Below are 15,986 nucleotides of genomic sequence, written 5' to 3' on the forward strand. Positions count from 1 at the left end.
CTTTACGCCCAATAATTCCGGACAACGCTTGCGCCCTACGTATTACCGCGGCTGCTGGCACGTAGTTAGCCGGCGCTTATTCGAAAGGTACACTCACTTGCGCTTGCTCCCAATCAAAAGCGGTTTACAACCCGAAGGCCGTCATCCCGCACGCGGCGTCGCTGCATCAGGCTTGCGCCCATTGTGCAATATTCCCCACTGCTGCCTCCCGTAGGAGTCTGGGCCGTATCTCAGTCCCAATGTGGCCGGTCGCCCTCTCAGGCCGGCTACCCGTCAAAGCCACGGTGGGCCGTCACCCCGCCGTCAAGCTGATAGGACGCGACCCCATCCCACGCCGATGAAATCTTTCCCAGAAGACCATGCGATCAACTGGAACATCCGGCATTACCACCCGTTTCCAGGAGCTATTCCGGAGCATGGGGCAGGTCGGTCACGCATTACTCACCCGTTCGCCACTCTCACCCCCAAGCAAGCTTGGAGGATCCCGTTCGACTTGCATGTGTTAAGCACGCCGCCAGCGTTCGTCCTGAGCCAGAATCGAACCCTCCACAAAAAAACCTGTGAAAAGCCGAAAAACGGCTCGAAAAAAAAAGAAGAAGAAAAAAGACGGACGCCACGACCCCCGGCCCAAGACCGGAAACCATGGCACCACACAAAATCCTTCCAAAACCCAGTCCCATCAAACCCCTCCCGGGGACCCGAACCACGCTCACACGCACACGGGCGGGACCGGACTGGCAATCATCAAAAAGTAGTACAAAACACGCTCTTGAGTTCTCAAACCACCACCACACCAGCAAACGAAACCGATCCGAACCGGACCGATCCGGCCGTGCCGGGCAGCGAGTAAGAAACTTACACGAACACACACCACAACGCAAACCGACAAAAATGAATTCACCGTAAACCCTTGAAAAATAAGGCCTCTATCGGCGTGTCGAATTTGACATGGGTGGTCTTTCCCAACTCGTTCCTTGCGAATCAGAATCGTATCCCCGCTTTGGCGAGCTGGGAACGGGCATCCATCGCATTGACGAACACGAAAGACCGCAAACCGGACTCCCGTGCCCCATCCACATTCCAAGGCTTGTCGTCGATGAACACCGTCCGGGCCGGGTCCACGCCAAACCGCTTGATCGCAATCTCGTAGATCCGCCGATCCGGCTTCTTCACCCGCTCCACCGACGAGACCACGACGTCATTGAGCAGCCTCATGGCCGGGTACTTCGACTGCACATACTTCACGGCATCGTCGGTGAAGTTCGTCAAGCCCCACAGGGCGACACCTCGCGTGTGCAACGTCTCCAGCAGAGTATCCATACCGGGGATCATGCCCCGGAACGCCAAATCCCGGTGCTCCAGATACAGATCGAAGGCGCCTTCGCCCTCCTCGCCGCGATGATGGGCCCGGTAGTCCTGCGCCGCTTCGCCTTCGTCCAGGCCGGCGTCGAGCAGACCGTCATAGTGCCAGAAGCCGAAGTCGGCGTCTTCGTCATAGAAATCCCGCCATACCTTGACGCCGTCGGGAAAGCCGTCTGCGAACAGGTCATAGGTCCCGCCCTTAGGATCCCATTGCAACAGCACATCGCAGAAGTCGAAGATCACATTCGGCATATGCAGCCTCCTTTTTTCGTTCACTCTTTTCGACAGACTTCAAAGAGTGAACGGGAATAATTCTCAACAGAACATAAAAACCGCGGAATTACAAGGATTCCAATGTTCGAAAATGTGCCATACCGTTTACATTCAATTCACTCTTCAGAGCATGCTCCAAAGAGTGAATGAACAAGGCCCTCAGGCGGACAGGGCGAGATTCGAACTCGCGGAAGCTTGCGCTTCAACGGTTTTCAAGACCGTCTCTTTAGACCGCTCAGACACCTGTCCATTGTTTTGTGCAACCGCGCAAAAACAGATCACATCATAATGCATGCCGGCGGTTTCGCCAAACTCGCGCCGACACGTCGGAGACACCCACCGCGCCGACGAGACCCGCTGTCGGAGACACCCACCGACGGAATAGCGGATCAGGCACCCGCCCGGGCATCATTCGCCTCGCGTCGCTTGAGATCGCTGTTGAGCCATGCGGCGGTCAGGAACGCCAGCACGGCGAAGATCGCACCGAACGGGCCAAGCCACCGCATGCCAATATGGTCGGTCACCAGACCTCCCACCGCAGAGCCCAGTGCGATGCCGATGTTGAACGACATCGAGTTGAACGACGATGCGAGATTAAGGGAACCGGGATGGGTGGCGGACGCCACGTCCATGTACAGCACCTGCGAGGCGGTGTTCTGCAGATACATCAGGAATCCGAGCATCAGCAGCACGATGCAACCGACCACCGCGTTCATCACGGCGAACGGCAGCGAGATCATGAACACGGCCTGGATCAGGTAGATCGGCCGACCTTTGACCAGCGGCACGACGCCACGCCCGCGGTCGCCCAGCTTGCCGCCGTACAGGTTGCTGGCGAGGCAGGCCACGCCATATGCGGCGAGCGCGAATGAAATGTACCGCGAGGGAATGCCGATCTCCTGTTCGAGGATCGGTGTGAGATACGTGTAGAACACGTAGCTTGACGCTGCGGCGAACACCACGGCGAGGATGCCTCCCCAGATGCGAGGTTCGGTGAAGATGAAGAACTGAGCGAGGAAACGCGACTTCGGCCCGTAATGATTCTTCGGCAGCACCACGCACATGAGCACGATCAGCGCGACGGTGAGAAGATTGATCACGTGGAAGGCCCAGCGCCACCCGAAGGCGTTGGCGATGGAGGTGCCGATCGGCACGCCGAACACCGAGGCGATGGAGAATCCGGAAAACACCCAAGCCACGAATTTGGTGCGGTTTTTCTTCGACGCGACGTCGTCGGCGAAGGTCATGGACACGGCGACCGTGGTGCCGGAGATCAGTGCGATGACGATTCTGGCGGCGACGAGCATGCCGTAGCCGACGGCAAACGCGCACAGCAGGTTGCCGATGAGAAACACCACGGCGAGGAAGATCATGGTGCGGAATCGTTCGAACCGGGAGCTGATCGAGGCGCCGATCGGCGTGGCCGGCGCGTAGACGAAGGCGAACAGCGAGACAAGCCCTCCGACGGTGGTCAGGGAGACGTTCAGTCCTTCGGCGATGTCGGGAAGGATGCCGACGACGATGAATTCGCTCATGCCGAGCATAAAGCTCATGGCGATGAGGGAGATCACCGGCATGGTGAAGAACCGGTCGGGAGCGCCCTCCCCGGCGGCGGCCTGAACCGCGGCCTTGGAGGATTCGCTTTTGACGTTCTTCTGACTGGCGAGATTCGACTCCTGCGTCATCGTTGGTCTCTTCCGAAACGAGGTTTCGCGGCATCGGCGTGACGCTTTGGCACCACGAAACCAAACTACATGGGGCAACAGCAAAGTAACGCCGTCATTCGACAAATCCGGCATGTACGGCACACCATGATTTCCAAGTGATCCAGCGCTTGCCGATTACTCTTCCCAAGCGGCCGCGGCGGGCCGGAGCGGGAAGAGGACGGCAGTGACGAGTGACCGGAGACTACCGAACTCGTTTGATGGTAAGCACCGAGAATCCAGCCACGAGGCTGATGGCGATCGCTACCGGGAACACGGTGTTGTACGAGCCGGTCATGGTGATCAGCGCCGAAGTGATCGCCGATCCCATCGCCTGCCCGGCGCAGGTAGCCACATTAAGGAAGCCGAGATCCTTGCCGGCATCTTCCTTATTCGGCAGGACGTCGACGTTCAACGCCTGATCAACGGCCATGTAGATGCCGTATCCGAAGCCCGCGATGCCGGCGAACAGCAGCATGCCCATGCGTGACGGGAAGACCCACGGCATGGCCAGACCTACCGCATACAGCGCACACGAGAATAGGATCAACGGTTTGCGGCGTTTGATTCGGTCGGAGATCGGGCCGGAGATGAATGGTGCAACGATGGAAACGATCATGGTGATCAGGGAGATGATCTGAATCGTAGCGGCGGATTCCACTTTCGACTGACCGATATGATCCTGCAGAATGTATAGCTGGAATGAGGTGACCATCTGATAGGCAACGATCAGGCAGGTGCGGCAAATGAACGCCTTGTAGAAGTCACCGGCGTTCTTCAGCGGAGGACGGAAAGCCTCAAGAATCACACGCCAAGCGGGGATGTCGGCACGCGGCATGTCTTTGGTGGAGGGGTCCTTCGGCATGAGAGCAACGGAGAGGATACCAGCCGATGCTGCGAACAGTGCCGCGACGACGAAGCCAAGCTGCGTTCGGGTGATGAAGAAGGAGCCGATCAGACCACCGATGCCTTGGCCGATGACGGCGCCTCCTCCGAAGGCGGCCGATACGGTGGCTCGGCTGCCTTCATCCACGCGATCGGAAAGGATGGCCGTCAGAGGGGCGAGCGCCATGTTCAGGCCGAACATCGCGCAACAGTAGGCGATGCCTATGGTCAGACCGGTGGTGGGCAGGCTGATGATCCAGAAGCAGACGCCATACAGCACCATGCCGGAGAGGATCCACGGGCTGCGACGACCGAAACGAGATCGGGTCCGATCGCTCATCGCACCGAAGAACACGTTGAAGAACAGTGAAAGGATCGCACCGACTCCGTTGATGGCGCCGAGCACCGCCGTGGGATTATCCACACCGAGATCCTTGAGTCTCTGCGGTATGAGAATCGACACGATGATGTAGAACGCGATGTTGTTCAGCATCTGATAGGCGATGAAGCCGGCGATGTACCGGATCTTCTCGACGCCATTGTTCCTGTTTTCGACTGTTTCCGAAGATGGGATGTCCAATGTCATGATGTTCTCGTTTCCATGTGTTGCTCATCGGCGATCGTCATCGAATTCGCCGTGGGTAGTATGTTCGCGTCAGTCGAGCTTCATCCACACGCTGACGTCCTGAGGCAGCCGACCGTCCTCGGTAAGGGGTGCAGAGGACAGCAGTACCTTTCCGGCGGGCAGGTCTATCGGGTCCGTACCGAAATTGGTCAGATTCGCCCATCCGTTGGAACGGCGGTAGGCGATCACGCCGCCCGGATATCCGTTGGCCCCGTCGGCCCGGTCGGATGCGCGATCCTCCGCAAACCATTCCACGTCGGCATCCTCATTGCGGTATTCGTGACGCAAGGCCAGCGCCGCACGATACAGGTTCAGCGTGGATCCGGGATCAGCATCCTGCACGTCTACCGCAAGATTCTTGAACCACTTGGGCTGGGGAAGATGCGGTTCGGCGGGGGAGGATCCGTCGGCTTTGGTCTTCGGCGAGAAACCGAACGAAGCGCCGCACCCGAATTCGTCGTTGGGATCGGCGAGTTTCGGGGCATCCGTGGAATCCCACGGCAGAGGCACACGGCAACCGTCTCGGCCTTTCTTGGCGGATGCACGGGTGGAGTTGAACGCCCATGGATCCTCAAGTTGCTCCCAGGGGATATTGGCCACTTCGAACAGGCCGAGCTCCTCGCCCTGATACACGTAGGCGCTGCCCGGGAGAGCCAGCTCCATCAGGATCGCGGCACGGGCACGCTTCACTCCGAGCGCCCGATCCTCGGTATAGGTTGTACCATCACGCAGCAGCCAGTCGAGCGGCAGCTGATGATGTTCGATTGATTTCACCTGCGGCAGTCCGTAGCGAGTGGCCTGTCGGATCATGTCATGATTGCTCATCACCCAGGTAGCCGAGGATCCCGCCTCGCGCGCAGCGGCAAGACCTTCTTCGATGGCCTGATGGAATTCATCACGCAGCCAGTTCTTTTTGGAAAACTCGAAGTTGAACGTCTGCCCCAGCTCATCGGTGCTGGCGTACAGATGCAGTCGTTTCGGATTGACCATGGCTTCCGCCACGGCGAACGTCGGCGGATCGTACTGGTTGAACACCTCTCGCCGCCATTCCCGATAGATCTCGTGGGATTCGTTGCGGTCGATCACGGGATGGGATCCGTCGTCCGGCAATGTGCTGTCGCACCAGACGTGGTAGTTGTCGAGATCGTCACGATCGAGATCCTTGCCCAATCCCTGCGCCACATCGATGCGGAAGCCATCCACACCGTGATCGAGCCAGAATCGGAAGGTCTTCTTGAAGTCCTCGCGCACTTCGGGATTCTTCCAATTGAGATCCGGCTGTTCCTCGGCGAACATGTGCAGATACCACTGGCCGTCCGGCACTCGCTTCCAAGCCGGGTCTCCGAAGTGGCTTTCCCAGTTCGTAGGTGGAATATCCCCGTTGGGCCCTTTGCCGTCGCGGAAAATATACCGATCTCGTTCAGGGGATCCTGGGCCTGCGGCGAGTGCGGCTTCGAACCATTCGTGGTGATTGGATGTGTGGTTGGGAACGATGTCGATGACCACCTTGATGCCCGCTTCATGTGCGGTCTTCGTGAGCCGGGAGAAATCATCCATGCTGCCGAACAGTGGATCAACGTTCCGATAATCATCCACATCGTAACCAGCATCGGCCATGTGCGAGGGATAGAAAGGATTAAGCCAGATCGCGTCCACTCCAAGGCGCTTGAGATATGGGATCTTCTCGGTCACGCCATTGAGGTCGCCCAGACCGCTTCCGGTACTGTCCTTGAACGAACGGGGATACACCTGATAGACCACCGCCTGCTTCCACCATAGCGCCGGATCGGTCGCCTGCTGCCTTGACATCATCGTCCTCCTTGGAATCTCGGCCATACGGCAGATCGTGGTATCACGATCATATCGAAACGCTTCGATTATGTGATATGCCATATTGCCGAAAAGCAACGTTTAATCATCGCGAGCAAACGAACTTTTCCGAATCTCAAGCGCAAAACGCAGTACTTCCTTGCTGATTGCACCATATCGGCATCTCGTCAAGAGAGCCGATGCCGTCGAAACAGTCCGTCACTCATCTCTCTTTTGGAAAGACATCATTATCGTAGCGCTTCGATTTTTATTTGTCCAACTTCCGACACACCAGCTCCCACCGAGTACAGTAAAAGAACAACGAATCCGCACGAACACGAAGCATCGCGCACCCCTCCACCACCGGAATGCGCACAGATGGGGGACTCAGCCAATGGGAAAACCGACGATCATGGATGTAGCAGCGAAAGCCGGGGTATCCCAGTCCACGGCTTCACTGGCGCTTCGAGACAGCAAGCGAGTGAAGCCCGCCACCAAGGACCGCGTTCTCCAAGCGGCCGAAGAGCTTCACTTCACCCTGTCAAAAAGCGCGTCATCCCTCGCCTCGGGCAGAACCATGCGCATCTTCATGCTGGTCTCCCCTGCCATCAACACCTGGTTCAACGCCTCGATTCTTCAAGGCGCATATCAGACACTGCACAGACAGGGATATGATCTCGTCCCCTATGCCGTCCGCAACGACCCGGAGCTATCAGAGTTCTTCGCCCTGCTACGCGGCGGGAAAAACGCAGACGGCGCCATCGTATCCTCATTTGACCTCAGCAGGGACTTCAAGAATCTGCTCAGAACACTCGACATGCCCACGGTAGGATTGAACACCCCCACCACGGACGGATTCGACGCTTCGATATGCATCAACAACGCGAACGCCATGAACGGTGCCGTGCGATTTCTGCACTCACAGGGCCATCGAAATCTGGCTTTCGTGGAAGTGCCGGATTCCGAACCGTTCTCATTCAGCTCCTCGCTTCGATCGCAGGGATTCATCGACTCCGCCCGAACACTGGGCTACGACGATGATGCCGTCACCGTCGTCCGAGGCGAACTCGCAGACAGCTATCATTCACCACAGGATGCCGTATCGCAGATCGTGGCATATTTGATGTCCCTGCCGCAGCGCCCGACCGGCATCTGCGTGGAAACCGACGACTTTGCCATCTCCCTGATGCAGGAGCTGAAACGACTGCATGTACGAATCCCCGAAGACGTCTCGGTGATCGGATTCGACGACAACGCCACCGCCCCGATCGCGAGACTCACCACCATCCATCAGGATCCGGTGCAGCTCGGCCGCCGCGCCGCAGAACTGACGCTGGACCTCATCCGACATGAACCTCCCGAGATTCTCCATCAGACGCAAGAGACCTCACTGGTGTTACGGGACACCACAGCCTCCTTCCAGAAGCCGAATACGACGGGAAAAACTCAGCAGGCATGAAAAACGGTGTGCCCGGCGGGATCCGAAACAACCCCAACGGGCACACCGTCATTCAAGGCAAGAAGCAGCCGCGATGCCAAGGAGCGGCGTCAAACGGCACATAGCCTGAGCGCGACTCAGGCCTCCCACTTCGTCGGCTCGATGACCTCGCGGCCGCCCATGTACGGACGCATGGCCTGCGGGATCACGATGGAACCATCCTTCTGCTGATGGTTCTCAAGAATGGCGACGAGCCAACGGGTGGTGGCCAGCGTGCCGTTGAGGGTGCTCACGGGGCGGGTGCCGCCGTCTTCCACACGCTCGCGGATGTTCAGACGACGAGCCTGATACTCGGTGCAGTTCGACGTGGAGGTGAGCTCACGGTAGCGGCCCTGAGTCGGCACCCAGGCCTCGCAGTCGAACTTACGGGCGGCGGAGGAACCAAGATCGCCGGCCGCGGTGTCGATGATGCGGTACGGCACCTCCACCTTGCCGAGCATCTCCTGCTCCATCGCGAGCAGAGCCTGATGCTGGGCGCGGGAATCCTCCTGCTTGCAGTAGACGAACATCTCCACCTTGTCGAACTGGTGGACGCGGATGATGCCGGAGGTGTCCTTGCCGGCGGCGCCGGCCTCGCGACGGTAGCAGGAGCTCCAGCCGGTGTAGCGCAGCGGACCGTCGGAAAGATCAAGGATCTCGTTCTCGTGCATGCCGGCGAGCGCCACCTCGGAAGTGCCGACGAGGTACTGGTCGTCGGGTTCGCGCAGACGGTAGATCTCATCGGCGTGCGAGTTGAGGAATCCGGTGCCGGCCATGACCTCGGGACGCACGAGCGTTGGGGTGATGGCGAGGATGAAGCCGTTCTGTTCGGCCTGATCCACGGCCATGGTGAGCATGGCGATCTGCATGCGGGCCACGGCGCCGCGCAGGAAGTAGAAGCGGGAGCCGCCGACCTTCACGCCGCGGCGCATGTCGATGCCGGCCACGCCGGTGCCGAGGGTCAGGTGATCCTTGGGTTCGAAGCCTTCGGCCGCGAAGTCGCGGATCTGACCGACCTTCTTGACGACGACGTAATCGTCCTCGCCGCCTTCGGGGGCTTCGGGCTCCACGATGTTGGAAAGCTTCCACATGGCGGTGGTGTATTCCTCGGCTGCCTTGTCGGCTTCGCTCTTGAATTCGGCGACCTTGTTGGCCAGTTCCTTGGTTTCGGCGATGATCGCGGCCTTCTGATCGGCCGGGGCGGAGGCGACCTTCTTGCCCATGGTCTTCTGCTCGGCGCGGGCGGTCTCGAATTCCCTCAGTGCGGTGCGACGGGCTTCGTCGCTGCGCAGAACCTCGTCGACGAGCTCGACGGATTCGCCGCGCTTGCGCTGGGATTCCTTGACGATATCGGCATGTTCGCGAATGAATTGAATATCAAGCATGGCTTTAAGCGTAACGCCGCGAGCCGACACGCGGGGCACCGGCAACGGCCACCGATGATCGTCACGCGATCATCATGCGCTCATCCCGTAATCATCCTGCAGACCGATTGCGACATCGGCATTCCATATGTCGGGAATACGGGGAAATTCGTGCAGAAAACGAAGAAAAACCCCGCATCTTACGGCCGCGAGAACAGCCGGTGCTTCACAATGGGGATCATGCCTATCGGATGGATCATCGTTCTTGTTGTTCTCGGCGTGCTGGCAGTGGCCGCCGCCATCGCCTTCGCCATCCATATCCGCAGGAGGCAACGGCTTGCGCAGGTGCTTGAACAACGCGACGAGGCTCCATTGCAATACGCGTTCATCGTCAACCCCTCCAAGCCGGAGGCCGGCACGACGGTGACCCAGATCCGCGCGTTCTTCCGCGATCATGATCTTGGCGAGCCGATGTTCATCGAAACCCAGCTGGACAAGGACGGCAAGATGTGCGCCCGCGAGGCCATAGCACGCGGCGCCGATGCGGTGGTGGCCGTGGGCGGGGACGGTACCGTGCGCACGGTGGCCAGCGTGATGGCGGGCAGCGACCGCCCGTTCGGCATCATTCCGATCGGCACCGGCAATCTGTTCGCCCGCAACATGAGGATTCCGCTTACGGACGTGGATGCGGCGCTCACCGTGGCCACGTCGCATGGTTCGCGCAAGGTCGATATGGGCCGTCTGCGTCTGATCGACTCCGACGAGCCGGATCGTCGTCATGCATTCCTGATCATCGCGGGCATCGGATTCGACGCCGCGATGATCGACGACACCGATCCGGCGTTGAAGAAGAACATCAGTTGGCTCGCCTATTTCGTCGGCGGCGTGAAGAATCTGTTCACGCCCAGATATCAGGGGGATATCACGATCAGCGGGGAGAACGGCGTGGAACAGACGTCGCGGAACGTCTCCTTCCGCACGTTCATGGCCGGCAATTGCGGTCAGATCCCCGGATTCTCATTGATGCCGGAGGCCGATTACGGCGACGGCATCCTCGACTTCGAGCTTATCGACACCACCGGTGGTCTGATCGGCTGGGCGAATCTGTTCGGCGACGTGCTTCACCAGACCATTACCCACCGCCCCGGGCAGAATCCGCTGTCCACCAATTCGTCGGTGGATCAGACCCAGGGTTCCCGGGCCGAGATCCGACTGGTCAAGCCCGCATTGGCTCAGGTGGACGGCGACATTCTGGGATACACCTCGCATATCGAGTTCACCGTCGACCATCAGGCTCTTTGCATCCGGGTGCCGGAACCGGCCGCCGGTTCCGTCAGTCCTTCTGGGCAGTGACCCGGGAGATGTGAAGGGCGAGGTAGGCGATCTCATCCTCGGTGAGGCTGGCTCCAAGCCGTAGCGAGGCCACGGTTCCGATGAGATAGGCGCAGTTCATGGCCTTCGGATATGAGGTGCGGATCGAGTCGATGATCGGCGACGGCTCGCTTTTCAACTGCTTGCCCCGCCTGATGCGGACGAACAGATACCGCAGATGGGTGATGAAGCGGCCGACGCTGATGCTGTGCTGGTCGAGCTTCATCGAATACGCCTGTTCGATGACGGTGAGCATCTGCTGGATCACGCCCGTCATCCTATAGGTGTCGGAAAGATCGCCGGTGGCGAATCCGGCGTTGACGAAATGGAGCGCCAGCGCGACCGTCTCGCCCTTGGGAAGCTTGTGGTCGAGCCGGCGGTTGAGCTCGTCGCTCAAAGCCTCCGCCTGCGCATACTCCTTCGGGTACAGGGACTGCACTTCGGCCTGCAGCGGATATTCCACGGCGATGCCGTCATGCTCCCTGCGCAGTGCGCCGGTGATATGGTCGGCTAGCGCCATGACCAGAGTGGGCTGCGATTCAACCTGATCCGCAAGTCCCACACTGCTCATGGCGTCGGTCACGATGCGAATGACCTCGGGCGGAATCACCGATAGGAGTTCCCCGATATGATCGGGATCCCGCCCGTCGTCCGGGACGAACACGCGAACGACCTTGGCGTCGTCAAGCTGCATGCCCGGCTTGGCCTGGAACCCCAGACCGCGGCCGGTGGCGATCACCTCGCGATTGCCTCGCTTGGCGAGCACGACATTATTGTTGAAGACGCGAAGTACTTTCACGAAAGTCCCTCCCAACCAATGATCAGCGCTGGATCTCCAGCACCGGATCGCCGACGTTGACGTCGATGCCGGTCTTGGGCATGACTCCGGCCAGAGCCGAGGTGTTCAGCACGGTGACCAGCGTGGTGGTGCTGAATCCGGCCTCCCTGACCTTATCAAAGTCGACGGTGACCAGGGTCTCGCCCGCCTTGACGCGCTGGTTCGCGCTGACCGCGACGGAGAATCCCTCGCCGTTCATCTTGACGGTATCGATGCCGACATGCACCAGCACCTCGACGCCGTCATCGGACTTGATGCCGAAGGCGTGACCGGTATCGGCGACGGTCTGCAGCACGCCGGAGATCGGGGCGACGATGGTGGAGTTCCGCGGCTGGATGGCGACGCCTTCGCCGAGGGCACGGGATGCGAACACCGAATCGCCGCTTTCGTCGAGGGCGATCACATGGCCCGCGACCGGGGCGCCGACGATGTCGGTAGTCACGGCCTCCTTGGTGGCGGTTGCCGTTGCGGCGGCGGTCGTCGTTGCGGCACCCGACTTCGTTTCGGCCTCAAGTGCGAGATCGGCCTTCTCCTGGGCGACGCGCTCCTTGAGCTCGGCCTTCTGCTCGGGGGTGCGGTAGTCGAGCGTGATGATCAGGAACAGGGAGGTGACGAACGCCGCGGCGATGGAGATCGCGTACACCCACATCTGGTCGAACACCGGGATGGTGAGCAGCGAGGTAAAGGCGAAGGCGGTGGTGGTCACGCCGTGCGCGCCGGTGGAGGACGGGAAGATCCATCCGAGGACGGCGATCACGACGCCGCCGACGCCACAGCCGACCAGCATACGGGAGTAGATGAGCTTGTAGCGCAGGTGGATGCCGTAGAGGCTGGGCTCGGACACGCCACCGAGCAGACCGGCGGCAAGAGCGCCGATGGAGGTCTGGCGCATCTGGGTGTCGTGGTCGCGGATGGAGAGGAAGAGCACACCGGCGGTGGCGCCGAAGCAGGCGAAGTTCCACGTACCCATCGGGCCCTGGATGAAGTCGTAGCCCATGGTCTGGATGTTCATCAGCATCAGGGCGTTCAGCGGCCAGTGCAGGCCCAGCGGCACGAGGAACGGGTAGAGCAGCGGGATCGCGATGGCGAAGATGAACGGGGCGTGGGCGTTCATCCAGGACAGGCCGACGCCGATGCCGTTGCCGGCCCAGACGCCGATCGGTCCGATGATGAAGGCGGTCAGCGTGCCGACGATGATCATCGACAGGAACGGCAGGAAGACCAGCTGGATGCTTTCGGGGATGATCTTCTTGAGTCCGCGGTAGACGAGCGCCAGCACGGCGGCCATCAGCAGCGGCACGAACACGTTGCCGGAGTAGTCCGAAAGCTGCATCGGCAGGCCGAAGACCTTGGCGGTGCACTGGGTGCTGCCCATCACGGTGTGGCAGACGGTGTCGGACCAGGTCTTCGGATCGGCCAGCGATGCGAACTGCGGGGTCATGAGCATGGCCATGATCGAGCCGCCCAGCCACGGGTCGACGCGGAGCTTCTTCGCGGCGTTGTAGGCGATCATGATCGGCAGGAAGTAGAACACGCCCTTCCAGATCGCCTGAACGAACACGAGGGTCGCGGTCGCGGTGTCGCTTTCGACCAGCTTCAGCGAGATGCACAGGTTGACGAGCGCGATGATGATGGACGCGCCGAGCAGCACGCCCAGGATCGGGCGGAACGAATCGGCCAGATATTCGAAGAACGCGTCGAGCCATGCGACCTTGCCGCGGGCCTTGGCACGCTCGGCGGCCTTCACGTCGGCGTTGCTGAGGTTGCCGGCCTTGACGTTCGCCATCTCGGGCAGACGCATGATGTCCTCGTACATCGAGGCGACGGTGCCGCCGATGACGACCTGGTAGCGGTTGCCGGACTGCGGTACCGCGCCGAGCACGCCCTTCATGGTTTCCAGTCGCTGCTTGTCGACCTTGCCGGAATCCACGAGCTCGAAACGCAGACGCGTGGCGCAATGCGTCAGACTTCTGATATTGTCCGGGCCGCCGATTGCAGTGATGATCTGCGAAGCGGTTGATTCAGCCATCCCTTGCTCCTTCTTACTTGAATCTTCCATTGATTCCATCAATCTCAGCGTTAGGCGATCCCCCGCAAAAGCAAAAAGACCTGAGGTACGGATACGGCTATCCGCGCCTCAGGTCTTGCGTCTCGAAGACTTGCAACCCTGCAATTGAATCGTGATTTACTTTACATTGTTATCGAATCGTTAACAAATATCGCGTGTCGCACGTCCGCATTTCGGAATGACCCATTGATTTTGTCTAGATCTATAACAAAGTAAAGCATCTTTGGTTGTTCGAATAACTATATCCAAGTTATTCGAATAAGTCAAATCAACCGGCCGAGACACCCCATATCCCATGTCACGGGCACACGGACGACCACCAACGGTGAACGGCGCATAAACACACAAACACCACTGTCAAAACATTCGCAACACGGGGAATCGAACACATGGTTCCCGAATGGACGTATGGCAAAATGGCCTTATGGTTGCTAACAATGCGGGAAAGCCCGCCACCCCAGAAGATCTGATCAACGTCGATGAGGTCATCGGCAAGTACTATGACCTCGTTCCCGATCCGTCCGTTCCCGAACAGCGTGTCATCTTCGGCACCTCCGGCCACCGCGGATCGTCCCTGAAGACCTCGTTCAACGAGGCCCATATCGTCGCCATCTCCCAGGCCATCGCCGAATACCGCAAGAAGGCCGGCGTCACCGGCCCGCTGTACCTCGGCTCCGACACGCACGCACTGTCCGACCCGGCCAAGAAGACCGCCGTCGAGGTGCTCGTCGCCAACGGCGTGCATGTGCGCATCGACTCGCGTGACGACTTCGTGCCCACGCCGGTCGTCTCCCAGGCCATCCTGACCCACAACCGCGCAGCCGACGGCACCCAGCGCTTCACCGGCGAGGGACTGGCCGACGGCATCGTGGTGACCCCCTCGCACAACCCGCCCACCGACGGCGGTTTCAAGTACGATCCGGTCACCGGCGGCCCGGCTCCGGCCGAAACCACCAACGCCATCGCCGCCCGCGCCAACGAACTGCTCGGCGACTACAAGTCCGTCAAGCGCGTGCCCTACGAGGAGGCCATCAAGTCCGAGTACGTCGAAGGCTTCGACTTCCGTGAGCACTACGTGGCCGATCTGGGCAACGTCATCGACTTCGACGTGATCCGCAACTCCGGCGTGCGTCTGGGCATCGACCCGCTGGGCGGCGCCTCGGTGAACTACTGGCCTCTCATCAACGAGAAGTACGGCCTGAACATCGGCGTGGTCCGTCCCGACGTCGATCCGACCTGGCGCTTCATGACCATCGACCACGACGGCAAGATCCGCATGGACCCCTCCTCGCCGTACGCGATGAAGGGCCTGGTCGACGAGCTCAACGCCGGCGCGTGGGACAAGTACGATCTGGTCGGCGGCACCGACCCGGACGCCGACCGTCACGGCATCGTCTGCCCGGACTGGGGCGTGATGAACCCGAACCATTACATCGCCGTCGTCGTGGAGTATCTCTTCGGCGGCAACCGTCCCGACTGGCCTGCGGGTGCGGGCATCGGCAAGACGCTGGTGAGCTCCTCGCTGATCGACCGCGTGGCCGCCTCCATCGGCGCCAAGCTCGTGGAGGTGCCGGTCGGCTTCAAGTGGTTCGTCGACCCGCTGTTCAAGGGCGAGGTGGCATTCGGTGGCGAGGAGAGCTCCGGCATGAGCTTCCTGCGTCGCGACGGCCGCGTGTGGACCACCGACAAGGATGGCCTGATCCCCGATCTGCTGGCCGCCGAAATCACCGCGAAGACCGGCAAGAACCCGGCCGAGCTGCACAAGGAGCAGGTGGCACGCTTCGGCGAAAGCTGGTACAAGCGCGTCGATACACCGACCACGCTGGAGCAGAAGCAGAAGTTCGCGAAGCTTTCCGGCGACGACGTGACCGCTTCGACGCTGGCCGGCGAGGACATCACCGCCAAGCTCACCGAAGCCCCGGGCAACGGCGCGAAGATCGGCGGACTGAAGGTGACGACCAAGGACAACTGGTTCGCCGCACGCCCGTCCGGCACCGAGAACATCTACAAGGTGTACGCCGAGTCGTTCATCTCCCCCGACGCACTGGACAAGGTGCTCGACGAGGCCGAGGACGTGGTCGACAAGGCTCTCGGCGAGTGATCGAGTAGCCGATACCGATCGGGTAGCCGATATTCCATAACCGTGAAGGCGGTGTGGTCATGGCAGAGCGTCCATGACCACACCGCCTTTGTGTTACATCACCTCATCAG

General features: G+C 60.3%; 10 protein-coding genes, 1 tRNA gene and 1 rRNA gene. 3 read left to right on the forward strand and 9 right to left on the reverse strand.

Features of this window, described 5'->3' with window-relative positions; translation table 11 throughout:
- From Uis1B_RS07275 to Uis1B_RS07300, 6 genes are all read right to left on the reverse strand, one after another.
- Positions 1 to 553, reverse strand: a 16S ribosomal RNA gene (locus Uis1B_RS07275); the annotation flags it as partial.
- A 428-nt stretch (positions 554 to 981) separates the two neighbouring features.
- A complete protein-coding gene (locus Uis1B_RS07280) occupies positions 982 to 1,614 on the reverse strand; it encodes an HAD family hydrolase (RefSeq protein ID WP_101616976.1) in 633 nt (210 codons plus the stop codon).
- 185 nt (positions 1,615 to 1,799) lie between these two features.
- Positions 1,800 to 1,884, reverse strand: a tRNA-Ser gene (locus Uis1B_RS07285).
- A 140-nt stretch (positions 1,885 to 2,024) separates the two neighbouring features.
- Positions 2,025 to 3,212 carry an MFS transporter gene (locus tag Uis1B_RS07290; RefSeq protein ID WP_243390311.1) on the reverse strand — a complete coding sequence of 396 codons (1,188 nt, stop codon included), beginning with the start codon at positions 3,210 to 3,212 and terminating at the stop codon, positions 2,025 to 2,027.
- 331 nt (positions 3,213 to 3,543) lie between these two features.
- Positions 3,544 to 4,809, reverse strand: a complete 1,266-nt coding sequence (locus Uis1B_RS07295; protein ID WP_101616980.1) for an MFS transporter — start codon at positions 4,807 to 4,809, stop codon at positions 3,544 to 3,546.
- A gap of 69 nt (positions 4,810 to 4,878) precedes the next feature.
- Positions 4,879 to 6,684, reverse strand: a complete 1,806-nt coding sequence (locus Uis1B_RS07300; RefSeq protein WP_423734875.1) for a glycoside hydrolase family 13 protein — start codon at positions 6,682 to 6,684, stop codon at positions 4,879 to 4,881.
- A 385-nt stretch (positions 6,685 to 7,069) separates the two neighbouring features.
- Here Uis1B_RS07300 and Uis1B_RS07305 point away from each other — a divergent pair, with 385 nt between their 5' ends.
- Entirely contained in the window at positions 7,070 to 8,116 is a 1,047-nt protein-coding gene (locus tag Uis1B_RS07305; protein ID WP_165782790.1) for a LacI family DNA-binding transcriptional regulator, read from the forward strand.
- A gap of 116 nt (positions 8,117 to 8,232) precedes the next feature.
- On the opposite strand, the gene serS is transcribed toward Uis1B_RS07305, so the two are convergent.
- Positions 8,233 to 9,519 (reverse strand): serine--tRNA ligase, encoded by a 1,287-nt coding sequence (gene serS / locus Uis1B_RS07310; protein ID WP_101616985.1) that lies wholly within the window; start codon positions 9,517 to 9,519, stop codon positions 8,233 to 8,235.
- 219 nt (positions 9,520 to 9,738) lie between these two features.
- On the opposite strand from serS, the gene Uis1B_RS07315 reads away from it, so the two are divergent.
- Entirely contained in the window at positions 9,739 to 10,851 is a 1,113-nt protein-coding gene (locus tag Uis1B_RS07315) for a diacylglycerol/lipid kinase family protein (RefSeq protein ID WP_101617034.1), read from the forward strand.
- Here the strand turns inward: Uis1B_RS07315 and Uis1B_RS07320 are convergent.
- Together Uis1B_RS07320 and Uis1B_RS07325 are read right to left on the reverse strand one after the other, a co-directional pair.
- Positions 10,832 to 11,668, reverse strand: a complete 837-nt coding sequence (locus tag Uis1B_RS07320; RefSeq protein WP_101616988.1) for a PRD domain-containing protein — start codon at positions 11,666 to 11,668, stop codon at positions 10,832 to 10,834. The two genes, Uis1B_RS07315 and Uis1B_RS07320, sit on opposite strands and share 20 nt — an antisense overlap.
- Before the next feature lie 22 nt (positions 11,669 to 11,690).
- Entirely contained in the window at positions 11,691 to 13,736 is a 2,046-nt protein-coding gene (locus Uis1B_RS07325) for a glucose PTS transporter subunit IIA (protein WP_101616990.1), read from the reverse strand.
- A gap of 463 nt (positions 13,737 to 14,199) precedes the next feature.
- Here Uis1B_RS07325 and pgm point away from each other — a divergent pair, with 463 nt between their 5' ends.
- Complete coding sequence (pgm, locus tag Uis1B_RS07330; RefSeq protein WP_101616992.1) at positions 14,200 to 15,876, forward strand: phosphoglucomutase (alpha-D-glucose-1,6-bisphosphate-dependent); 1,677 nt, start codon at positions 14,200 to 14,202, stop codon at positions 15,874 to 15,876.
- The last annotated feature ends 110 nt before the right edge of the window (positions 15,877 to 15,986 follow it).

The organism is Bifidobacterium margollesii, assembly GCF_002860355.1.
In the GTDB taxonomy this organism is placed as follows: Bacteria; Actinomycetota; Actinomycetes; order Actinomycetales; family Bifidobacteriaceae; genus Galliscardovia; species Galliscardovia margollesii.